The 22268-nt window shown below is 65.2% G+C and carries 21 protein-coding genes; 11 read left to right on the forward strand and 10 right to left on the reverse strand.

The features are described 5' to 3' along the window. The first annotated feature begins 212 nt into the window (after positions 1 to 212). The 3 genes from FHW58_RS25725 to dxs are packed head-to-tail and all read left to right on the forward strand — an operon-like array spanning position 213 to position 3232. On the forward strand, positions 213 to 476 hold the full coding sequence (locus FHW58_RS25725) for an exodeoxyribonuclease VII small subunit (RefSeq protein WP_179676033.1): 264 nt from the start codon (positions 213 to 215) through the stop codon (positions 474 to 476). After that, entirely contained in the window at positions 473 to 1360 is an 888-nt protein-coding gene (locus tag FHW58_RS25730) for a polyprenyl synthetase family protein (RefSeq protein WP_179676034.1), read from the forward strand. The genes FHW58_RS25725 and FHW58_RS25730 overlap by 4 nt, the downstream gene beginning before the upstream one ends. After that, positions 1361 to 3232 carry a 1-deoxy-D-xylulose-5-phosphate synthase gene (gene dxs, locus FHW58_RS25735; RefSeq protein ID WP_179676035.1) on the forward strand — a complete coding sequence of 624 codons (1872 nt, stop codon included), beginning with the start codon at positions 1361 to 1363 and terminating at the stop codon, positions 3230 to 3232. Here the strand turns inward: dxs and FHW58_RS25740 are convergent. Continuing rightward, a complete protein-coding gene (locus tag FHW58_RS25740) occupies positions 3219 to 4457 on the reverse strand; it encodes an SGNH/GDSL hydrolase family protein (RefSeq protein WP_179676036.1) in 1239 nt (412 codons plus the stop codon). The two genes, dxs and FHW58_RS25740, sit on opposite strands and share 14 nt — an antisense overlap. 100 nt (positions 4458 to 4557) lie before the next feature. Between FHW58_RS25740 and FHW58_RS25745 the strand changes: the two genes are divergently transcribed. Both FHW58_RS25745 and FHW58_RS25750 read left to right on the forward strand, forming a co-directional pair. Beyond that, a complete protein-coding gene (locus tag FHW58_RS25745; RefSeq protein WP_179676037.1) occupies positions 4558 to 5463 on the forward strand; it encodes a LysR family transcriptional regulator in 906 nt (301 codons plus the stop codon). Between the two features lie 63 nt (positions 5464 to 5526). Beyond that, positions 5527 to 6273, forward strand: a complete 747-nt coding sequence (locus FHW58_RS25750) for a M48 family metalloprotease (protein ID WP_179676038.1) — start codon at positions 5527 to 5529, stop codon at positions 6271 to 6273. Here FHW58_RS25750 and FHW58_RS25755 read toward each other — a convergent pair. Both FHW58_RS25755 and FHW58_RS25760 read right to left on the reverse strand, forming a co-directional pair. After that, entirely contained in the window at positions 6264 to 7022 is a 759-nt protein-coding gene (locus FHW58_RS25755; RefSeq protein ID WP_179676039.1) for a hypothetical protein, read from the reverse strand. The two genes, FHW58_RS25750 and FHW58_RS25755, sit on opposite strands and share 10 nt — an antisense overlap. 68 nt (positions 7023 to 7090) lie before the next feature. Continuing rightward, entirely contained in the window at positions 7091 to 7645 is a 555-nt protein-coding gene (locus FHW58_RS25760; protein WP_179676040.1) for a cob(I)yrinic acid a,c-diamide adenosyltransferase, read from the reverse strand. Positions 7646 to 7742: 97 nt separating this feature from the next. Between FHW58_RS25760 and FHW58_RS25765 the strand changes: the two genes are divergently transcribed. From FHW58_RS25765 to glcF, 3 genes are read left to right on the forward strand one after another with little or no spacing between them, the layout of a single operon-like run. Beyond that, on the forward strand, positions 7743 to 9221 hold the full coding sequence (locus FHW58_RS25765; protein WP_179676041.1) for an FAD-linked oxidase C-terminal domain-containing protein: 1479 nt from the start codon (positions 7743 to 7745) through the stop codon (positions 9219 to 9221). Between the two features lie 2 nt (positions 9222 to 9223). Then, positions 9224 to 10285 (forward strand): glycolate oxidase subunit GlcE, encoded by a 1062-nt coding sequence (glcE, locus tag FHW58_RS25770; protein WP_179676042.1) that lies wholly within the window; start codon positions 9224 to 9226, stop codon positions 10283 to 10285. Then, positions 10275 to 11492 carry a glycolate oxidase subunit GlcF gene (glcF, locus tag FHW58_RS25775; protein ID WP_179676043.1) on the forward strand — a complete coding sequence of 406 codons (1218 nt, stop codon included), beginning with the start codon at positions 10275 to 10277 and terminating at the stop codon, positions 11490 to 11492. Before glcE ends, glcF begins: the two co-directional genes overlap by 11 nt. A gap of 96 nt (positions 11493 to 11588) precedes the next feature. Here the strand turns inward: glcF and FHW58_RS25780 are convergent, their stop codons facing one another. The 4 genes from FHW58_RS25780 to FHW58_RS25795 form a co-directional block, all read right to left on the reverse strand. Further along, positions 11589 to 14066, reverse strand: a complete 2478-nt coding sequence (locus tag FHW58_RS25780) for a putative bifunctional diguanylate cyclase/phosphodiesterase (RefSeq protein ID WP_373996732.1) — start codon at positions 14064 to 14066, stop codon at positions 11589 to 11591. 183 nt (positions 14067 to 14249) lie between these two features. After that, positions 14250 to 14735 (reverse strand): glutathione peroxidase, encoded by a 486-nt coding sequence (locus tag FHW58_RS25785; RefSeq protein WP_179676045.1) that lies wholly within the window; start codon positions 14733 to 14735, stop codon positions 14250 to 14252. Then, entirely contained in the window at positions 14735 to 15871 is a 1137-nt protein-coding gene (locus FHW58_RS25790) for a PilT/PilU family type 4a pilus ATPase (RefSeq protein WP_179676072.1), read from the reverse strand. Before FHW58_RS25790 ends, FHW58_RS25785 begins: the two co-directional genes overlap by 1 nt. Positions 15872 to 15978: 107 nt before the next feature. After that, positions 15979 to 17022, reverse strand: a complete 1044-nt coding sequence (locus tag FHW58_RS25795; RefSeq protein WP_179676046.1) for a type IV pilus twitching motility protein PilT — start codon at positions 17020 to 17022, stop codon at positions 15979 to 15981. 60 nt (positions 17023 to 17082) lie between these two features. Between FHW58_RS25795 and FHW58_RS25800 the strand changes: the two genes are divergently transcribed. Next, on the forward strand, positions 17083 to 17787 hold the full coding sequence (locus FHW58_RS25800) for a YggS family pyridoxal phosphate-dependent enzyme (protein WP_179676073.1): 705 nt from the start codon (positions 17083 to 17085) through the stop codon (positions 17785 to 17787). A gap of 3 nt (positions 17788 to 17790) precedes the next feature. Beyond that, the gene (proC, locus tag FHW58_RS25805) at positions 17791 to 18612 is read left to right on the forward strand and encodes a pyrroline-5-carboxylate reductase (RefSeq protein WP_179676047.1); all 822 of its coding nucleotides are present in this window, start codon (positions 17791 to 17793) and stop codon (positions 18610 to 18612) included. A gap of 104 nt (positions 18613 to 18716) precedes the next feature. Here the strand turns inward: proC and FHW58_RS25810 are convergent, their stop codons facing one another. The 3 genes from FHW58_RS25810 to FHW58_RS25820 form a co-directional block, all read right to left on the reverse strand. Then, a complete protein-coding gene (locus FHW58_RS25810) occupies positions 18717 to 19052 on the reverse strand; it encodes a YqjD family protein (protein WP_179676048.1) in 336 nt (111 codons plus the stop codon). Between the two features lie 86 nt (positions 19053 to 19138). Further along, a complete protein-coding gene (ubiA, locus tag FHW58_RS25815) occupies positions 19139 to 19993 on the reverse strand; it encodes a 4-hydroxybenzoate octaprenyltransferase (protein ID WP_179676049.1) in 855 nt (284 codons plus the stop codon). 55 nt (positions 19994 to 20048) lie between these two features. Next, positions 20049 to 20984: a hydrogen peroxide-inducible genes activator gene (locus tag FHW58_RS25820; RefSeq protein ID WP_179676050.1), complete on the reverse strand. Its 936-nt coding sequence runs from the start codon at positions 20982 to 20984 to the stop codon at positions 20049 to 20051. Between the two features lie 100 nt (positions 20985 to 21084). On the opposite strand from FHW58_RS25820, the gene FHW58_RS25825 reads away from it, so the two are divergent. Next, positions 21085 to 22266 (forward strand): PilT/PilU family type 4a pilus ATPase, encoded by a 1182-nt coding sequence (locus FHW58_RS25825; protein ID WP_179676051.1) that lies wholly within the window; start codon positions 21085 to 21087, stop codon positions 22264 to 22266. Positions 22267 to 22268: the final 2 nt, after the last annotated feature.

The following is a 22268-nucleotide window of genomic DNA, read 5'->3' on the forward strand; positions in this document are numbered from 1 at the left end:
TGTTTTACTCTCGACCAACAGCCTGCCGTGCTCGTTTTTCGTGCATAAACTTGCAATTCCTGCATGCTGGCACGGCAAATGGGGGCGATTGCGATAAAATCCAGAGTCGCCGCCGCGCCGGACTGCTAATGTTCCACCGGATAAGGTGGTTTGTTCTAAAATATCGGGCTACACTGCGCTGGCATTGTTGTGCCAAAGATAACTGAGTGACTATGTCTAAGAAAATAACTGCCGACGCGACCGCCGCCGTCCCCGCTCCCGCTTCGTTTGAAGAAGCGATGGCCGAGCTGGCACAACTGGTCGCGCAAATGGAGGCAGGACAGCTGCCGCTGGAAGCTTCGGTGGCCGCCTACGCGCGCGGCTCGGAGCTGGTGAAGTTCTGCGCCGCCCAGCTGGAGAAAGTCGAATCCCAGGTCAAGGTATTGGAAGGCGACATGCTGAAGCCCTTCGTGGAAGCCGCCGAGGGCGATCAATGAGCGCCTTCGACGACTGGATGAAAACCGTGCAGGCCGGATCGGAAAACGATTTATCCGCTTTCCTGCCGGCCGCCGATGCGATCCCGGCCAGGCTGCACGCGGCGATGCGCTATGCGCTGCTGGGCGGCGGCAAGCGCGTGCGCCCGCTGCTGGTGTACGCGGCCGGCGCGCTGTTCGGCGCCGACGCCTCGACGCTGAGCCGCGCGGCGGCGGCCGTGGAAATGATCCACGCCTATTCGCTGGTGCACGACGACATGCCGTGCATGGACGACGACGAACTGCGTCGCGGCAAGCCCACCGTGCACGTGGCCTACGACGAGGCCACCGCGCTGCTGGTCGGCGACGCGCTGCAGTCGCAGGCCTTCATGGTGCTGGCGGCGGCCGACCAGGTCCCGCCGGCGCGCGCGCTGGCGATGGTGCGCCTGCTGGCGCAGGCTTCCGGCTCGGCCGGCATGTGCGGCGGCCAGGCGATTGATCTCGACAGCGTGGGCCTCAGCCTGACGCTGGAGCAACTGGAGCAGATGCACCAGCTGAAGACCGGCGCGCTGCTGCGCGCCTCGGTGGTGCTGGGCGCGCTGGCCGGCAAGGATTTGTCGGATGAAGAACTGAACGCGCTGAACGTCTACGCGCGCGCCATCGGCCTGGCGTTCCAGGTGGTGGACGATGTGCTCGATGCGACGGCCGATTCGGCCACGCTGGGCAAAACCGCCGGCAAGGACGCCGCCGACAACAAGCCGACCTATGTGTCGATACTGGGGCTGGAGCCATCGCGCGCGCTGGCGGAACAATTGCGGCGCGACGCGCACGCGGCGCTCGCACCGTTTGGAGAAAAAGCTCTGCGATTACGCGAACTCGCGGATTTGATCGTGCAGCGGAAGGCATAAATGAACTTGCTCGAAAAAATAGATTCCCCGGCCGATGTACGCAAACTGCCGTACAGCCAACTGACGCCGCTGGCGCACGAACTGCGCGCCTACCTGCTCGATTCCGTGTCCAAGACCGGCGGCCACCTGTCGTCCAACCTGGGCACGGTGGAGCTGACGGTGGCGCTGCACTACGTGTTCAACACGCCGCATGACCGCATCGTGTGGGACGTGGGCCACCAGACCTACTCGCACAAGATCCTGACCGGCCGCCGCGACCGCATGAGCACTTTGCGCCAGCTGGGCGGCATCTCGGGCTTCCCCAAGCGCGACGAGTCGGAATATGACACCTTTGGCACCGCGCACTCGTCGACCTCCATCTCGGCGGCGCTGGGCATGGCGCAGGCGGCCAAGATCAAGGGCGAGCATCGCCACGCCATCGCCGTCATCGGCGACGGCTCGATGACCGCCGGCATGGCGTTCGAGGCGCTCAACAACGCCGGCGTGCAGGACGACCTGAATCTGCTGGTGATCCTGAACGACAACGACATGTCGATCTCGCCGCCGGTGGGCGCGTTGAACCGCTACCTGGCGCGCCTGATGTCCGGCCAGTTCTACGCCGCCGCCAAGAACGTCGGCAAGTCGGTGCTGCCTGGCCCTGTGCTGGAACTGGCGAAGAAGCTGGAAGAACATGCGAAGGGCATGGTGGTGCCGGCCACGATGTTCGAGGAATTCGGCTTCAACTACATCGGCCCGATCGACGGCCATGACCTGGACTCGCTGATCCCGACGCTGCAAAACATCAAGCACCTGAAAGGGCCGCAGTTCCTGCACGTGGTGACCAAGAAGGGCCAGGGCTACAAGCTGGCCGAGGCCGAGCCTATCCTGTACCACGGCACCGGCAAGTTCAATCCGGCCGAGGGCATCAAGCCGGCCACCGCGCCGTCCAAGAAGACCTACACCGAGGTGTTTGGCGACTGGCTGTGCGACATGGCCGCCGCCGACAAGAAGCTGGTCGGCATCACGCCGGCCATGCGCGAGGGCTCGGGCATGGTGCGCTTCAACCACGAGTATCCGGACCGTTACTTCGACGTTGGCATCGCCGAGCAGCACTCGGTGACCTTCGGCGCCGGCCTGGCCTGCGAGGGCCTCAAGCCGGTGGTGGCGATCTACTCGACCTTCCTGCAGCGCGCCTACGATCAACTGATCCACGACGTGGCGCTGCAAAACCTGGACGTGACCTTTGCGCTGGACCGCGCGGGGCTGGTGGGCGCGGACGGCGCCACCCATGCCGGCAATTACGACCTGGCTTACCTGCGCTGCATTCCGAACATGGTGGTGATGGCGGCGTCGGACGAAAACGAGTGCCGCCAGATGCTGACCACCGGCTACCACTACAACGGCCCGGCGGCGGTCCGCTATCCGCGCGGCGCCGGCATCGGCGCGGCCATCCAGCCTGCGCTGACCACGATCGAGATCGGCAAGGGCGAGCTCAAGCGCGCCGGCCAGAAGATCGCCATCCTGGCGTTTGGTTCGATGGTGGCGCCATCGGTGGCCGCCGGCGATGCGCTGAACGCCACCGTGGCCAATATGCGCTTCGTCAAGCCGCTGGACGTGGCACTGGTCAGGCAGCTGGCCGCCGATCACGATTATTTCGTGACGGTGGAAGAGGGCTGCATCATGGGCGGCGCTGGCGCCGCCGTGGCGGAAGCGCTGGCGGCGGAAGGCATCGTCAAGCCGGTGCTGATGCTTGGCCTGCCGGACAAGTTCATCGACCATGGCGATCCGGCCAAGCTGCTGGCCAGCGTGGGGCTGGATGCCGCCGGCATTACCGCTTCCATCAAACAGCGTTATCTGAGCGACGAGCCGCGCCTGGTCGTCAATAACGGCTAAGCAGTACGCGCGTGGCTTCGGCGGCCATCGCCTCGTATCCCGCGTCGCCGGGATGAAGGTGGTCGCCGCTGTCGTAGCGCGGCAGCATGCGCGATGGGTGGTCCGGGTCGCGCATCAGCGCATCCATATCGGCCACCGCGTCGAACTCCTTGCATTCCCTGATCCATTGATTGACCTGGCGGCGCAGCGCGTCCTTGGCGGGCGTGTAGTAGCCGCCGATTGCCGTGCCTTCGAAAGGCGTGAGCGTGGCGCCGATGATGCGCAGCTTGCGCGCGCGGGCCTGGGCGATCAGCTGGCGGTAGGCGGCGATCATGCGGTCGGCCGTCATGGGCGGTTCCTGCGGCGCGAAGATGGATTGCGGCCAGCCGATATCGTTTATCCCCATCAGCACAATGGCGGTGCGGACGCCGGGCTGCGACAGCACATCCTGCTCGAAGCGCGCGGCCGCGTTGACGCCCATGCGGTCGCCCAGCAGGCGCGCGCCTGAAATCCCGGCATTCACCACCGCTACGCCGGCGAGACTGAGCCGCGCGGCGAGGTAGTCCGGCCAGCGGCGGTCCTTGTCCGGTGTAGAAGCATTGCCATCGGTGATAGAGTCGCCAAACGCCGCGACCGCACCCAACGTCGCCACCACGCTCGCCGTCGCGTCCGTCGCCGCTGTCACCTCGGGAGGCGCGTCCACCCAAATTCCGCTGAGTAGCGCGCGGCCGTGCAAGGCCTGCGCGTCCCGCAGCGTAGCGTCGGCCGTATGATTGCCGTCCACAATCGCGCCGGTCTGCTGCGCGCCCCAATGAAACGTCGCCAGCGGCGTGCGCTCCGGTAGATACACGCTGATGGCCAACCTCTCCAGCGCCGCCACCGGCATCTCCAGCGCATCGCTGACGGCCGGTGCCCCTGGCGGTATCACCACGCCGGCCCGCCCGCCAAAAGTCAGCTGCCACGCGGCCTCACCGGGCCGGCCGATTCGCGCCTCCCCGACAACGATGGGCTGCGCGCCATAACGGTTGGACAGCACGATGCGCAACCGCGCGCCACCCACGCTGATGCGCGCCGTCTCGCGCACGGTTTGCCGCTCCAGCACCGCCGGCACGCCGGTCGGCAGCGCAAACTCGCTGTCGCGCCATGCCGCCTGCGGACTGGCCTGCCAACTCGCCAGCCAGTGATCCGCCGCCTGCGACGTGTTCAACATGGCGACCAGCGCTGCGGCCCAAAAATATCGTTTCATGCTGCTCTCCTCTCGAAAAAAGCCACGATAGGACATTCCAGTAGCACGCAGAAGCAGGCAATCCTGACTATACTTCATTCAAATATCGAATGAGGGCCGCATGGATACCATCCGCTCACTGCGCTGTTTTGTGCGCGCCATCGAACTGGGCAGCCTGTCGGCCGTCGCCCGCGAAGAAGGCACGACGCAACCGACCGTCAGCAAAATTGTCGCCGCGCTGGAAAACGAACTGGGCGTCCGCCTGCTGGAACGCAGCACCACCAGCCTGCAAGCCACGCCGCAAGGCATGCGCTTCTACCAGCGCGCGCTGGGCGTGCTGGCCGAATACCAGGAAGCCGTCGCCGAAGCGCGCGGCCAGACCGAAACGCCTGCGGGCCTGATCCGCCTAAACGCACCGGCGGCCTTCGGCCAGTTCCGTCTCAACGCCATGCTCGCCCCATTCCTGGCGCGCCACCCGCACGTCGACATAGAACTGATACTCGACGACCGCATGGTCGATCTGGTCAAGGAAGGCGTGGACATCGCCGTGCGCCAGGGACGCGAACTGCCGCCGGATGCCATTGCCCGGCTGGCGGGAACGTCGCCGCGCCAGCTGGTGGCGTCACCGGCCTACCTGCGCGCGCACGGCAAGCCGAAGCGGCCGCAAGACCTGGCGCGACACGACTACATCCGCTTCGCCTGGCTGGCAGATGGCGACCTGCTCACATTGCACAACGGCGAACAGACAGAAACCGTGCAGACCCACGGCCGCTATCGCGTCAACCACGCGCTGGCGATACGCGAGACGCTGGCGGCCGGCGGCGGCATCGGCCTGTGTCCGCTATGGCTGGTGCAGGACCTGCTGGACAATGGCACGCTGGTGCGCGTGCTACCGCGCTGGCACGGGCACCCGCAGCCGCTGCACCTGCTGTCGCCATCACGCCGCTATCAACCCCTGCGCGCGCGGCTGCTGCTCGATTATCTGGCCGAACAAATCGCGATGCTGCCGGGATACAACGCCACCTGATTTTCCTTGCGTGGCGCGCAGCTTGTCCTATATTGATATAAACAGTTTATATCAGAGGATGCCATGAAACGCGCTTGCGCCGTCCTGTTGTTAATGCTGGCCTCCGCCGCGCAGGCGCAGGTGCCGGAGTCCGGCCGGGCGCAGGAGCTGCTGTACAGCGCGGCCGAGGTGGACGCCGGCATGGAGGACCGCTACATTGACCGCACCGTGGAGCTGGCGGCCGCCGGCAAACTGGATGAAGACCGCGCGCTGCTGGCGCGGCTGCGCTACATCAGCGCGGAGCTGATCCGCGTGGCTATCGAACTGAAACCGGAGTCCGCGCAATGGCAGTGGGAAGTGCACACCACCAGCGACGCCGACGTGGACGCCCTCTGCATGGCCGGCGGCAAGATCCTGGTCGGCAGCGCGTTCGTGCGCCAGCTGGCGCTGACCGACGGCGAACTGGCCACGCTGCTGGCGCACGAGGTGGCGCACGCGGTCGCCGAGCACCACCGCGAAACCTTCTCCGAGGCGATGCTGCTCAACCGCCTGCCGGCGGTGCCGCTGGAGGTGGTGATGGCGCGGCTGGACAGCGACCTGTCGCTGCAAATACGCCTGTCCACACTCTCCAGCCTGCAGGAGTCCGAAGCCGATCAACTGGGCATGGTGCTGGCGCACCGCGCCGGCTGGTCGGCAGACGATATGGTCAGCTTCTACCGCAAGCTGGCGGATAGCGAGCCGACGGCGCTGATCTCCGGCGCCTATCCCGCCAATGCCTCGCGCCTCAGCATGGCGCGCGGCATGGCCCGGCTGTTTGCGGATCAGCCCTGAATATCCACCACGCGGAAAACCGCCTTGCGCGCGCTGGTGGTGCTCTCCAGGATCACGGCAATGCCATAGCCGGGCAGCAAGGCCCACTTGGAGCGGCTTTGTACCGTGTTGTTGCTGATGGTGTCGCAATCGAAGGTCAGCGCCTGGCCGGAAAGCTTGGCGTAAATGTCGCTGGCCGGACGCGAGCCGGTGGTTTTGCATTCGCGCTTGGACGCATGGTAGCCGGCGATCTGCTGCTCGGTGCCCGAGGTGTAGGCGAATTCGAAAGATTGGCCCGCTACTGCGGGGATCGGGTCCAGGCGACTAACTTCCTTGACTTCATAAATCATGCTGGTGAGGGTGCCACGGAGCGGCACCGTTTGCCATTTGAAGCCGAACAGGCCGCGGTAGCTCAAGGTGTAGTCCAGGCCGAAGGCGATGCCGTTACTGGAGCCCTCGGAGATCTGCTGCGTCAGACCATTGCCCTGATTAACGTAAGTGATGGTGCGCTGCCAGCTTTCCTTCTTGCCGGTGCTGTCTTCATCGCTGCCATCGAACTTGATCACGAGCTGACGGAATCCCAGCTCGCCGTTACCGGTTGCCGGAAGCTTGGCGGTGATGGCCTGCGACAGCGAGCTGGCCGGGAATTTCTTGTTCAGATAGCCCATCTTGTCGGCGGTGACCTCGTCAACGCGCACGACCGAGCCGCACCCCGCCAGCATCAGCAAACCGCCTGCGGCGGCCAGCGTTGCACTTACCTTGTTCATCATGTATTTCCCTGAGTTGTTATGATTGCCTTTTTATTATACTAAATAGCAACCGTACTTACCCATGGGAATTAGTCGCGCTTGCGTTCGTGCTGCCACAGCACGTCGCTGCCGCCGGCGTAGCGGTTGAGCACGCGCGACAGCACGAACAGCAGGTCCGACAGGCGGTTCACATACTGGCGCGGATGTTCGTGGATGGTTTCCGCCTTGCCCAGCGTGACGATGCTGCGTTCGGCGCGGCGGCACACGGTGCGGCACACGTGCGCCTGCGCCGCCGCGCGCGAACCGGCCGGCAGGATGAATTCCGTCAGCGGCGGCAGCGTGGCGTTGTACTTTGCCAGCAGTGCGTCCAGGCGTTCGACGTGCGCTTCCTTGATCATCTGGTAGCCAGGGATGCACAGCTCACCCCCAAGATCAAACAGGTCGTGCTGGATGGTCACCAGCTCGTCGCGCAGATCGGCCGGCATGTCTTCGCACAGCAGCAGGCCCAGATGCGAATTCAGTTCATCCACCTCGCCGATGGCGATGATGCGCACGCTGTCCTTGTCGGTGCGGCTGCCGTCACCGAGGCCGGTGGTGCCGCCGTCGCCGGTGCGGGTGGCGATTTTAGAGAGTCGGTTGCCCATGATATGGTGTCCTTGATTGACGATGCCCCGAAGAATACAACAAACGGGCCCGGGATTTGTGCTTACAATCGTGTATCTGTGTTTTCAGGCTTGACCCATGAACGCTGTCACTGATCCAGTCGCGCGCAGGGCAGAGGTTGCTGCTGCGTTGCAGCATGTGCTGCCGGCACGCGCGGTGCTGTCCGCGCCCGAAGATACGCGACCGTACGAGTGCGACGGCCTGTCCGCATACCGGCAACTGCCGATGATCGTCGTGCTGCCGGACAGCGAGGCGCAGATTCTGGCGGTGCTGAAAGTGTGCCGCGCACTGCATGTGCCAATCGTGCCGCGCGGCGCCGGCACCGGCTTGTCCGGCGGCGCCATGCCGATCGCCGACGGCGTGGTGCTGTCGACCGCGCGCCTGAACCGCATCGTGCGCATGGATGCGTATTCGCGGACGGCGGTGGTGCAGCCGGGCGTGCGCAACCTGGCCATCTCCGAAGCCGCCGCGCAGTATGGCCTCTATTACGCGCCCGATCCCTCGTCGCAGATCGCCTGCACCATCGGCGGCAACGTGGCCGAGAACTCGGGCGGCGTGCATTGCCTGAAGTACGGCCTGACCGTGCATAACGTGCTGCGCGCACGGGTGGCGCTGATCGACGGCGAGGTCATTGAACTGGGCGGCGAGGCGCTGGACGCGCCGGGGCTGGACCTGCTGTCGGTGTTCATCGGCTCCGAGGGCATGCTCGGCATCGTCACCGAGGTGACGGTGAAGCTGGTGCCCAAGCCGGCCACCGCGCGCGTGATCATGGCGTCGTTCGACGAGGTGGTGAAGGGCTGTCACGCGGTGGCCGCGCTGATCGCCGCCGGCATCATTCCGGCGGGGCTGGAGATGATGGACCAGACCTCGTCGCGCATGGTGGAGCCGTTCGTCAAGGCCGGTTACGACACCGAGGCCGCCGCCATCCTGCTGTGCGAGGCCGATGGCACGGTCGAGGAGGTGGAGGAGGAGATCGCGCGCATGTCGGCGGTGCTGAATGGCGCCGGCGCCAGCGCCATCGCGGTGTCGCAGTCGGAGGCCGAGCGCCTGAAGTTCTGGTCCGGCCGCAAGAACGCCTTTCCCGCCGCCGGCCGCATCTCGCCGGACTACTACTGCATGGACGGCACCATCCCGCGCAAGCGCCTGGGCCAGGTGTTGGCCGGCATTGCGGCAATGGAAGTCAAGTATGGCCTGCGTTGCGCGAACGTGTTCCATGCGGGCGACGGCAACCTGCATCCGCTGATCCTGTTTAACGCGAATATCCCGGACGAGTTCCAGCGCGCCGAGGCGTTTGGCGCAGAGATTCTGGCGCTGTGCGTGGAGGTGGGCGGCACCATCACCGGCGAGCATGGCGTGGGCATCGAGAAGATCAGTTCGATGTGCGTGCAGTTTGCGCCGTCCGAGCTGGAGGCGTTTTTCTCGGTGAAGCGGGCGTTCGATCCGGCCGGCCTGCTCAATCCGGACAAGGCGATACCCACGCCGCACCGCTGCGCCGAATTTGGCAAGATGCGCGTCAGCGGCGGCGCGCTGCCGTTCCCCGAGCTTGCACGTTTCTGACGATGACCTACACAGCATTTTCCGACCGCATCCGCGCCGCCAGCGCCGCCGGCACGCCCTTGCGCCTGCGCGGCGGCGGCACCAAGGACTGGTACGGCCAGCGGCTGCATGGCGACGTGCTGGACACGCGCGTCAACAGCGGCATCATTGCCTATGAGCCGACGGAGCTGGTGATCACCGCGCGCTGCGGCACGCCGCTGGCGGAGATCGAGGCGCTGCTGGCGCAGCACCACCAGATGCTGGCGTTCGAGCCGCCGCGCTTTGGCCCGGCGTCGACCATCGGCGGCGTGGTGGCCAGCGCGCTCTCCGGCCCGCGCCGCGCCAGCGCCGGCGCGGTGCGCGACTTTGTGCTGGGCGCGGTGCTGATGGACGGCCGCGGCGTGGTGTTGCGCTTCGGCGGGCAGGTGATGAAGAACGTCGCCGGCTACGATGTCTCGCGTCTTCTGGCAGGATCGCTCGGCACGCTGGGCCTGATTCTGGAGGTGTCCCTCAAGGTGTTGCCGGTGCCGCTGCGCGAGGCCAGCCTGCGGTTCGAGATGAGTGAGATCGAGGCGCTGAGGCGCTTGAATGAATGGGCCGGGCAGCCGTTGCCGATATCAGCCAGCTGCTGGCATCAGGGCGTGCTGTCGCTGCGGCTATCGGGCGCCGAGGCGGCGGTGGCGGCGGCGCGGCGCAAGCTTGGGGGGGAAGCGGGGGAGGCGATGGATGCTGCGGATGAGACGCTGTGGTCCGCGCTGCGCGACCAAACGCACCCGTATTTCACCGGCGGCGACATGTGGCGCATGTCGGTGCCGTCGCACGCCAGCGCGCTCATCCTGCGCGGAGAGCAGCTGATCGAATGGGGCGGCGCACAGCGCTGGCTCAAGGTGGAGCAGGGGGATGCGGACAGCATCCGCCGCACGGTTGCCGCCAGCGGCGGGCATGCGACCTTGTTCCGTGGTGGCGACAAGGGCGTCGGCGTGTTCCATCCGCTGGCGCCGGCGGTGGCGAAGATACACGCGCGGCTGAAACAGTCGTTCGATCCCGCCGGGATCTTCAACCCGGGGCGCATGTATGCAAACTAATCTGGCGGACTTTATCAAGCATACGCGCGAGGGCGAGGAGGCGGAGGCGATCCTGCGCGCCTGCGTGCACTGCGGCTTCTGCACGGCGACTTGTCCGACCTACCAGCTGCTGGGCGATGAGCTGGATGGGCCGCGCGGGCGCATCTATCTGATCAAGCAGGTGCTGGAAGGCGCGCCGGTGACGGCCAAAACGCAGCTGCACCTGGACCGCTGCCTGACCTGCCGCAATTGCGAGACCACCTGTCCGTCCGGCGTGAAGTACGGGCGGCTGGTAGATATCGGGCGCAAGGTGGTGGAGGAACGGGTGGAGCGTCCGCTGGGCGAGCGCGTGAAGCGCAAGGCGCTGATCGAGGGGCTGACGCGCAAGACGGTGTTTGGTGCCGCGCTGAAGGCCGGGCAGGCGTTGCGGCCGTTATTGTCGCCGGCGATGCAGGACAAGGTGCCGCGCCGGCGCAATGCGGGCGTGTGGCCGTCGCGCGCGCATGCGCGCAAGATGCTGGTGCTGGAGGGCTGTGCGCAACCCGCCATGGCGCCGAACATCAATGCGGCGGCGGCGCGGGTGCTGGATGCGCTGGGCGTGCAACTGATCGTCGCGTCCCGGGCCGGATGCTGCGGCGCGCTGCGGCATCATATGACTGCGCAGGAGGCGGCGCTGGAAGATATGCGGCGCAATATCGATGCGTGGTGGCCGTATGTGGAGGCGGCGGAAGTCGAGGCGATTGTGATGACGGCGTCTGGCTGCGGCGTGACGGTGAAGGAGTATGGTCATCTGCTGGCGCATGATGCGGCATATGCGGAGAAGGCGCGGCGCATCTCGGCGTTGACAAGGGATTTGAGCGAGGTTCTGGTGGAGTTCGAGGGCGAGCTGGCGGGGTGGGGAGCGGCGAAGGCGCACGGCCGCGTGGCCTATCATCCGCCATGCACGCTGCAGCATGGCCAGCAGATTCGCGGCAAGGTGGAGGGCATCCTGCGCGCGGCCGGCGTCGATGTGGTGCTGTGCGCGGACAGTCATCTGTGCTGCGGTTCGGCCGGCAGCTACTCGCTGCTGCAGCCGGAATTGTCGCTGCAACTGCGGGACCGCAAGCTGGCCAGCCTGCAGGATACCGGCGCGCACATGATCGTCTCGGCGAACGTGGGGTGCAGCGCGCATCTGCAATCGGGGACCGGGACGCCGGTGATGCACTGGATAGAACTGCTGGATCGGTGATTGCGGATGGCACCCGCGCAACCCGCACACCGCTGCGGCCGGGGACTCGGCGTCCCCGTCTGACCCCGTGCGGGGGCAGACCCTTTCGTTCGGGGTTTAAATTAACGCCAGTTGCGAGGTACCGCCGGCTGGCTCCCCGTGCAGGCTGACGATCGGTGGCAAACTGGCCGCTGCCTGCCACACCCCGGCCGTATCAAAGCTGGCCACCCACGACAACACATCATCCGCCGGCATCGGCCGCGCGATGCCGTAACCCTGCACCAGATCGCACCCCAGCCGCATCAGCATCGCCCCATGCTCGGTGGTTTCCACGCCCTCCGCGATCACGCCCAGCCCGAATGAGCGCGCCAGGCCAATCACCGCGCTGACCAGATGCAGGTCATCCCGGTCCACCAGCATATTGCGCACAAAGCTCTGGTCGATCTTCAGCACATCGGCCGGCAGCCGCTTCAGATACGACATCGACGAGTACCCGGTGCCAAAATCATCCAGCGCGAAGCTGATGCCCAGCGCCTGGCAATCCAGCATGATGCTGCGCACATGCGCGATATCGCTCAACGCCGACGACTCCAGGATCTCCAGCTCCAGCATGTGGGGCGGCACGTCCGGGAACTCGGCCAGGATCGCCGTCAGCCGTTCGACAAAGTCGTGGCGCTGGAAATGGCGCGCCGCGATGTTCACGCTGATGACCAAGTCCGCGTCGAACGCGCGCCACGATTGCAGCTGGCGCAGCGCCTCGCGCAGCACCCACTCGCCGATATCGACGATCACGTCGCTGTGCTCCACGATCGGCAGGAAGTCGCCCGGCGAAATCGTGCCGCGCAGCGGATGCTGCCAGCGCAGCAGCGCTTCCATGCCGATGATGCGGCCCTTGCGCATGTCCAGCTTGGGCTGGTAGTACAGCACCAGTTCATTGTCGTGCACCGCCGCCCGCACCTCGGTGCGGCGGTTGTGGTGGGTGCGCACCTGTTCATCGAGGTCGGCGTCGAAGAAGTGATGGCGGTTGCGGCCCGTGATCTTGGCCTGGTACAGCGCCTGGTCGGCGTGGCGCAGCAGGCTGTCGGCGCTGATGTCGGTGCCGGTGTAGACGGCGATGCCGACGCTGGCCGACATGCTCACCGCCTTGCCGCTGCAGACGTAGTCGCGCGCCAGCGCGGCCATCAGTTTGCTCATCGCGGATTCGATGGCGGCGCGGTCGTTCAGCTCCGGCAGCAGCAGCACGAATTCGTCGCCGCCCAGGCGCGCCACGTAGTGACGCTGGCCGGCAAAATCGTGCAGGCGGCTGGCGGCCTGCTTGAGGATTTCATCGCCCACGGCCTGGCCCATGGTCTGGTTGACGTGCTGGAAGTGATCGAGGTCGAACAGGCACACGGCCAGCAAATAGTTATGCTCGCGGGCGCGCTGCACCTCCTGCTCGAAGCGCTGCGCCAGCGCGGCGCGGTTGGGCAGGCCGGTCAGGATATCGTGGTTGCTCTGCCACGAGATCTGCTGCATCAGCTGGCGGCGCTCGGTCACGTCGCGGAACACCAGCACCGAGCCTTGCACCTCGCCCTGCGCCGTGCGGATGGCGTTGGCGGTGTATTCGACGGTGATGGTCTGGCCCATGCGGTTGCGCAGGCTTTGGTTGCCCACCTTGACCACTTCGCCGCCGGCGTAAATCTGCTTCATCGCCTTCAGCAGCGAATGCTGGCCGAAGTTATTCGCCAGTACAAACACCTGGTGCAGCTCCATGCCGCGCGCGCGCGACTCGGGCCAGCCGGTCAGCTGCTGCGCCACTTCGTTGATGGTGTCGATGCGGCCGGTCATGTCGGTGGTGATGACGGCGTCGCCGATCGACGCCAGCGTGACCTCGATGCGGTCCTTCTCCACCTGTAGCTGCTGCTGCGCCAGCAGGGTGCGGGTCAGTTGCGCGCTGAGGTCATTCTGGCTTTGCTGCAGCTTGTGCACCAGCGCCTGCACGCGCTGCGCCATGTTGTTGAAGGTGGAGGCCAGCATGCGCGCCTCCAGCGTGCCGCGCACCGGCAGGCGCACGTCGTGGGCGCCGCTCTGGAAGCGGTGGGTGGCGTCGGCTAGGCGGCGCAGCATGCGCTGGTTGGCGAAGATGATGATGGCCAGCAGCGTGTAGATGATGACCACGTTCAGCGCCGAGATCACGGCCTGCTGGTGGACGTTGCGCCATACCGCGTTGAGCGGCCGCACCGGTTCGAAGTCCAGCGTCAGCGTGGCGTCGCCGATGGCCAGCGTGCGGCTGTTGTGCGCAAGGGGGATCAGGCGCGTGAACCAGGCCGGGTACTGCGGCCTCGCGCGCTCGCCGCGCAGCGCCTCCAGGTGGCCGCCGGCGTAATCGAGGCGCGCGGCGTCGAGGTCGCCGTTGAGCAGCAGGGCGCCGGACAGCGTGCTGTCCAGGCTGGCGCGGTCGGGCGCGGCCAGCGCCGGTTGCAGCGTCTTGCTCAGGTGCGCGGCCAGCTCATCGGCATCATGCTGATAGCGCGTGTTGGCGTAGGTGGTTTCGGACTCCAGCATCAGGTGATAGCGCACGCCCACCACCAGGGCGATGATCACAAAGATAGGCACAAACAGCCTGGAGTACATTCCCATCCGCAGCCAGGGCGACAGAATTTTTCCCATTAAGGACATAAACGACTGATTCGACAGGAAACGACCAACGCATTATTACCTAAAAGTCAAGCCATGACACGGTTTTTCGGAAATCGTTTTCAGTATCTGACTTTTGTATTGGACATTGTGTTGCCTGAATTACTCGGCCAGCAACTTTTCGATGTCGGCGATGAGCTCTTCCGGCTTGGTGGCCGGGGCGTAGCGGTTGTAGACGGTGCCGTCCTTGCGGATCAGGAACTTGGTGAAATTCCACTTGATGCCCTCGGTGCCGAGGATGCCGGGCGCGTCCTTCTTGAGTTTCTGGAACAGTGGATGGGCGTGTTCGCCGTTGACGTCGATCTTGGCGAACAGCGGGAAGGTCACGCCGTAGTTCTTTTCGCAGAAGGCGCCGATCTCGCCGGCGTCGCCCGGCTCCTGGGCGCCGAACTGGTTGCACGGGAAGCCCAGCACCTCGACGCCCTTGTCCTTGAATTGCTGGTAGACCGCCTCCAGCCCCTTGTACTGCGGCGTGAAGCCGCACTTGCTGGCGGTGTTGACGATCAGCAGCACCTTGCCCTTGTACTGGCCCAGGTTGACGGGCTGGCCCGCCAGGCTGTCGGCGGTGATATCGAAGATAGTGCTCATTAGATGATTCCCAAATGTTCGGTGCCGGCGGACAGGTCGCGGTGCTTCGCGGCTTTGCCCTCCAGCTTGATGGCCAGGCGCAGGTCGTTGACCGAGTCGGCGTTGCGCAGCGCGTCCTCGTAGGTGATCAGGTCGGCCTCGTGCAGGTCGAACAGCGACTGGTCGAAGGTCTGCATGCCGAGCTCGCGCGACTTCTTCATCAGCTCCTTGATCTCGTGCACCTGGCCCTTGAAGATCAGGTCGGAAATCAGCGGCGAGTTCAGCATGATTTCGATGGCCACTGCGCGGCCCTTGGACTCCTTCTTCGGAATCAGGCGCTGCGAAATCATGCCCTTGAGGTTGAGCGACAGGTCCATCAGCAGCTGCTGGCGGCGCTCCTCGGGGAAGAAGTTGATGATGCGGTCGAGCGCTTGGTTGGCGCTGTTGGCGTGCAAGGTGGCCAGGCACAGGTGGCCGGTTTCGGCGAAGGCGATGGCGTGGTCCATGGTCTGGCGGTCGCGGATCTCGCCGATCTGGATCACATCCGGCGCCTGGCGCAGCGTGTTCTTCAGCGCCACCTCCCAGTCGTCGGTGTCGACGCCGACCTCGCGCTGGGTGACGATGCAGTTCTTGTGCGGGTGAACGAACTCGACCGGATCCTCGATGGTGATGATGTGGCCATAGCTGTGTTCATTGCGGTAGCCGACCATGGCCGCCAGCGTGGTCGACTTGCCGGAGCCGGTGGCGCCGACCATGATCACCAGGCCGCGCTTGGCCATCACCACCTCCTTCAGCACCTCGGGCAGGCCGAGGTCCTCCAGCTTGGGGATGTCCGAGTTAATGGTCCGCAGCACCATGCCCACCGCGCCCATCTGCACGAAGGCGGAGACGCGGAAGCGGCCGATGTCGCCGGGGCTGATGGCGAAGTTGGCCTCCTTGCTCAGCTCGAAGCCGGCGGCCTGCTTGTCGTTCATGATCGAACGGGCCAGGTCGAGCGTATGGGCGGCGGTCAGCACCTGGGCCGACACCGGCGTCATCTTGCCGTCGATCTTGATCGCCGGCGGAAACCCGGCGGTAATAAAGAGGTCCGAACCCTTCTTGGCCAGCATCAGGCGCAACAGGTCGAACATGAATTTGGAGGCCTGATCGCGTTCCATCATAAGTCCTTAAAGGCGGGGTCAGGTCCTCCATTTCTACACGGCCTCTGCTGTAGGCCTCGCCTACAGCAGAGGCCGTGTAGAAATGGAGGACCTGACCCCGGAGTTTAGCCGGGGAAGTTGTCGGGCGACTTGGCGGCGCTGCGGGCGGCGGCGGCGCTGATGATGTTGCGGCGGACCAGGTCGGTCAGATTCTGGTCCAGCGTCTGCATGCCGACCCCGCTGCCGGTCTGGATCGCCGAGTACATCTGCGCCACTTTGGCTTCGCGGATCAAGTTGCGGATGGCCGGCGTCGCCACCATGATCTCGTGCGCCGCCACGCGGCCGCTGCCGTCCTTGGTTTTCAGCAGCGTCTGCGAAATCACGGCCTGCAGCGATTCCGACAGCATGGCGCGCACCATTTCCTTTTCATCGGCCGGGAACACGTCGACAATGCGGTCGATGGTCTTGGCCGCCGACGAGGTGTGCAGCGTGCCGAACACCAGGTGGCCGGTCTCGGCCGCCGACAGCGCCAGGCGGATGGTTTCCAGGTCGCGCAGCTCGCCCACCAGGATGCAGTCCGGGTCTTCCCGCAGCGCCGAGCGCAGCGCGTTGTTGAACGACAGCGTGTGCGGACCGACCTCGCGCTGGTTGATCAGGCATTTCTTGGATTCGTGCACGAACTCGATCGGGTCTTCGATCGTCAGGATGTGGCCGTACTCGTTTTCGTTGAGGTGGTTGACCATGGCCGCCAGCGTGGTCGACTTGCCGGAGCCGGTCGGACCGGTCACCAGCACCAGGCCGCGCGGCTTGAGCGCGAACTCGGCGAAAATCTTGGGCGCGTTCAGTTCTTCCAGCGACAGGATCTTGGAGGGAATCGTCCGCAGCACCGCCGAGGCGCCGCGCTCCTGGTTGTAGGCGTTGACGCGGAAGCGCGCCAGGCCGGGAATCGCAAACGAGAAGTCGACTTCCAGCATCTCCTCGTAGGCCTTGCGCTGGGCATCGTTCATGATGTCATAGATCATGCCGTGCACGTCCTTGTGCTCCAGCGGCGGCAGGTTGATGCGGCGGACGTCGCCGTGCACCCGTATCATCGGCGGCAGGCCGGCTGACAGGTGCAGGTCCGAGGCCTTGTTCTTGACGGAGAATGCGAGTAATTCGGAGATGTCCATTTATAATCCCTGTGCCCAGATGTATATGCGGCCTGTTATAACGATCCTTACTCGATGATTATGTCCCTGATCCGCCAGAACTTGCAAGCCATCACCGCGACAATTGTTGCCACCGCCCAAGAATCCGGACGGCCGCCGGGGACGGTCCAGCTGCTGGCCGTGTCCAAGACCTTCGGGCCGGAGGCGGTGCTGGAGGCGGTCGCGGCCGGTCAGCGGGCGTTTGGCGAGAATTATCTGCAAGAGGGCGTGGACAAGATCCACGCCGTGCAGGCCGCCGGCGCGAGCGGGCTGGAATGGCATTTCATCGGCCCGATCCAGAGCAACAAGACGCGGCCGATCGCCGCGCATTTCGACTGGGTGCACACGGTCGAGCGCGAAAAGATCGCGCAGCGGCTGTCCGAGCAGCGCCCGGCCGGGATGGCGCCGCTGCAGATCTGCCTGCAGGTGAATATCAGCGGCGAGGCCAGCAAGAGCGGCGTCGCCCCGGACGAGGTGGCGGCGCTGGCTCACAAGGTCGCCGCGCTGCCCAATCTGACCTTGCGCGGCCTGATGGCGATCCCCGAGCCGGCCGAGCACTTCGACCAGCAGCGCGCGGCCTTCGCCCGGCTGCGGACGTTGTATGATCAACTGCGCGCCGACGGGCTGGCGCTGGATACGCTGTCGATGGGCATGTCGGCCGACCTGCGGGCGGCGATTGTCGAGGGCGCCACCATCGTCCGCGTCGGCAGCGCGATTTTTGGCGCGCGCAACTACCACAAGGCTTGAGAGATGAAGATTGCATTTATCGGCGGCGGCAATATGGCTGCGGCCCTGATCGCCGGGCTGGCGAATAAACTGACCGCCGGCGCCAATATTCATGTGGCCGATCCGAACGGGGAGGCGCTGGCGCGCTTGCACCAGCAGTATGGCGTGACCACGGCGGCCGCGGCCGACGAAGTGGCCGGCGCGGCGGACGTCATCGTGCTGGCGGTGAAGCCGCAGAGCATGCGCGAGGTGGCGGGGCAGTTGCTGCCGTTGCTCGACAAGGCCCGGCAGCCGTTGATCGTGTCGATTGCGGCCGGCATTCGCGGCGCCGATCTGTCGCGCTGGCTGGGTGGTTATGGCGCCATCGTGCGCTGCATGCCGAACACGCCCGCGCTGATCGGCAAGGGCATCACCGGCATGGTGGCGATGCCGGGCGTCAGCGCGGAGCAGGTCAAGGCGGCCGACGATATCCTGCGCGCGGTCGGCCCGACCGTGTGGCTGGACCAGGAGGACAAGATCAATGCGGTGACGGCGGTGTCGGGCAGCGGGCCGGCGTATGTGTTCTACTTTATCGAGGCGATGCAGCAGGCGGCCGAGGAGTTGGGGCTGAGCGCGGAGCAGGGCAAGCAGCTGGCGCTGGCCACCTTCACCGGCGCGGCGCAGCTGGCGCAGCAGTCGAGCGAGCCGGTGTCGCTGCTGCGCGAACGGGTCACGTCCAAGGGCGGCACGACGTATGCGGCGCTCTCCAGCATGGAGTCCGGCGGCGTCAAGGCGGCTATTATCACCGCCATGAAGGCGGCCGCGGCGCGCGGCAAGGAACTGGGCGACGAGCTGGGCGGGGCTTAGGGAACCCGCACCCCGCACGGCCACGCAGGGTCAGACCCCGTACGGGGTCTGACCCTTAAGTGGTCGCGCTGGCGTAGAGGTTAAGGCGCGCGGGGTGGCGCTTGTTATTTGCGGGACAGGATGACCCCGGCCAGCAGGCCGATGGTGGCGCCGATGGTCACCGCTTTCCACGGGTTGTCGCGCACGTACACGTCCACGCTTTGCGCGGCCTCGCGGCTGTGGGCGACGATGCTGTCTTCCAGCTTGCGCAGGTCGCTGATGGCGGTGCGCAAGGTGTCGTCGAACCGGGCGCGCGCTTCGGAGGCGGCTTCGCTGACGTCGTCCGCGCTTTCTTCCAGCCATTTCTCGGCTTCGTTGATGGAGCTCTTCAGGCCGTCGATCAGCTGGTCGCGGGTGTTGGCGGCGGCGGACTGGCTGTCTGCAATCTCTTGTTGACTCATGGTGACCTCGTGTGAATGAACCGGTGGGAAAAGAGAACCAGTGTAAGTATCAACCAAGTCACCACTTTGCGCGCGCTCAATTGGGTTTAGCGCAGCGCGTAGTCCAGCGCCACGCCGGCAAACACCGCCGCGCCCAGCCAGTTGTTGTGGCGGAAGGCGTACAGGCAAGCCTCGCGCTCGCGCTCGCGGATCAGCGTGTAGTGGTAGCAGGCCATGCCGGCCGCCACCGCCAGCCCGGCCACAAACCACAGCCGCAGCCCCATCTGCCAGCCGCACAGCAGCAGGATGGTCAGGTGCAGCACGTAGCAGAACATGATGATGGCCACGTCGTAGCGGCCGAAGGTGATGGCCGAGGTGCGGATGCCGAGCTTGAGGTCGTCGTCGCGGTCGCACATGGCGTATTCGGTGTCGTAGGCCAGGGTCCAGAACACGTTGGCGATCAGCAGCAGCCAGGCCACCGGCGGCACGTGGTTCTGGATGGCGGCAAACGCCATCGGGATGCCAAAGCCGAAGGCGATGCCCAGGTAGGCCTGCGGAATGGCGAAGAAGCGCTTGGTGTACGGGTAGGTGCCGGCCAGGATCACCGCCGCCACCGACATCTGCTTGGTCAGCGCGTTCAGCGGCAGGATCAGGCAGAAGGCGATCAGCGTCAGCACGACGGCGATCGCCACCGCTTCCTTGCCGCTGACGCGGCCGCTGGTGATGGGCCGCTGGGCGGTGCGCTTGACGAACTTGTCGATGTCCTGGTCGGCGTAGTCGTTGATGGCGCAGCCGGCCGAACGCATCAGGAAGGTGCCGAGCGTGAAGATCAGCAGCAGGTGCCAGTCCGGCACGCCGCCGCTGGCCAGCCACATGGCGACCAGCGTCGGCCACAGCAGCAGCACGGTGCCGATGGGTTTGTCCATCCGGATCAGACGGAAGTAGAGCGCCAGCTTGTTCATAAATCACTTCGGGTGACAGGAAAGCGGTGATTATCGCAAATCCCGTGGCCCGGTGTCATGCGTCGGCGCAGAGGGTGGTGATGCCCGGCAGGTTGCACGACGCTACCACGTCGCACACGGCGTCGATGGCGGCCTTGCGGGTAAAGCTTTTGCGCCACACGATGACCACGCGGCGCGAGGGCGCCGGCTCTTCGAACGGGCGGAATTGCAGCATGCCGCCCTTGGCGTCCATGTCCGGCACCGAGGCGCGCGGCAGCACCGTCAGGCCGATGCCGCTGGCCACCATGTGACGGATGGTTTCCAGCGACGAGCCTTCAAACGTGCGCTGCATGCCGTTGCCCGGCGCCGAGAAGCGCGCCATCTCGGGACATACTTCCAGTACCTGGTCGCGGAAGCAGTGTCCGTTACCAAGCAGCAGCATGTTCTCGGTCTTGAGGTCGTCGGCGGGGATGGTCTTGCGCTTGGTCCACGGATGATGGGACGGCATGGCCACCACGAACGGTTCGTCGTACAACACTTGCATGGCCATACCGTGCTCGGGCAGCGGCAGCGCCATGATGGCCGCGTCCAGCTCGCCCTGGCGCAGCATCTCCAGCAGCTTGACGGTGAAGTTCTCCTGCAGGATCAGCGGCATCTGCGGCACTTTGTCGATCATGCCCTTGACCAGCGGCGGCAGCAGGTAGGGGCCGATGGTGTAGATCACGCCCAGGCGCAGCGGGCCGGCCAGCGGGTCCTTGTTCTGCTTGGCCAGTTCCTTGATGGCGGCGGTTTGTTCGAGTACGCGCTCGGCCTGGGCGACGATCTGCGCGCCCAGCGGCGTGACGGAGATTTCGGCGCCGCCCCGTTCAAACAGGACCACGCCCAATTCGTCTTCAAGTTTCTTGATGGCGACCGACAGCGTCGGCTGGGCGACGTAACAGGCCTCGGCCGCATGTCCGAAGTGCTTCGCCCTTGCAACGGCGACAATGTATTTCAGTTCGGTCAGTGTCATGAATGTATTTGAACACAGGCGATGCAGGGATGCAATAAATGAACGCCAAGTTGAGCTATTGTAGCGGAATATAATGCAGCGTCATCCTGAAAGGCGATGTATGTCCTCCACATTGGGTCCTGAAGAAGCGCAAGCCTATCTGCACAAGCTGCTGAAGGTGATGCACCACACCGGCGGCTCGGACTTGTTCATCTCGGCCGACTTCCCGCCCAGCATGAAGGCGCAGGGCGCGATGAAGGCGCTGAGCCAGCAGAAGCTGACTGGCGCGGTCACGCGCGCGCTGGCGCTGTCGATCATGAACGACAAGCAGCAACACGAGTTCGAGGCTGAACTGGAATGCAATTTTGCCATCTCGCTACCGGAGGTGTGCCGCTTCCGCGTCAATGTCTTCGTGCAGCAGCAGCACGTGGGCATGGTGATCCGCACCATCGCCTCGGAGATTCCCTCGCTGGAGAAGCTGGAACTGCCGGAGGTGCTGAAGGACATCATCATGACCAAGCGCGGCCTGGTGCTGGTGGTTGGTGGCACCGGTTCCGGCAAGTCGACCACGCTGGCGGCGATGATCGATCACCGCAACGCCAACTCGGCCGGGCACATCATCACGGTCGAGGATCCGGTCGAGTATGTGCACAAGAACAAGGGCTGCCTGATCACGCACCGCGAGGTGGGCGTCGATACGCTGTCGTGGCACAACGCGCTGAAGAACACGCTGCGCCAGGCGCCGGACGTGATCCTGATCGGCGAGATCCGCGACACCGAAACCATGGAGCACGCGATCGCCTTCGCCGAGACCGGCCACCTGTGCCTGGGCACGCTGCACGCCAACAACGCCAACCAGACCATGGACCGCATCATCAACTTCTTCCCGGAGGAGCGGCGCCACCAGTTACTGATGGATTTGTCGTCCAACCTGCGCGCGATCGTCTCGCAGCGCTTGATCCGCACCGAGGACGGCAAGGGCCGCAAGGCGGCGATTGAAATCCTGCTCAACACGCCGACCATCGCCGAGATGATCTTCAAGGGCAATTTCCAGAGCATCAAGGAGATCATGCAGAAGTCGCGCGAGCTGGGCATGTGCACGTTCGACCAGGCGCTGTACGAACTTTATAATAAGGGCTATATCGCCTACGAAGAAGCGCTGCGCAACGCCGACTCGGCCAACGGCCTGCGCCTGCAGATCAAGCTGCACGGCGGGCGGCCCGAGCCGGGCGAGGGCGGCGGCGCCTTTGGCGCGCTGCGTATCGAAGAAGAACAACCTGAAGACGAAGGACCGAAGACTTAACC

This window comes from Duganella sp. 1224 (assembly GCF_013408245.1).
GTDB lineage: Bacteria > Pseudomonadota > Gammaproteobacteria > Burkholderiales > Burkholderiaceae_D > Rugamonas.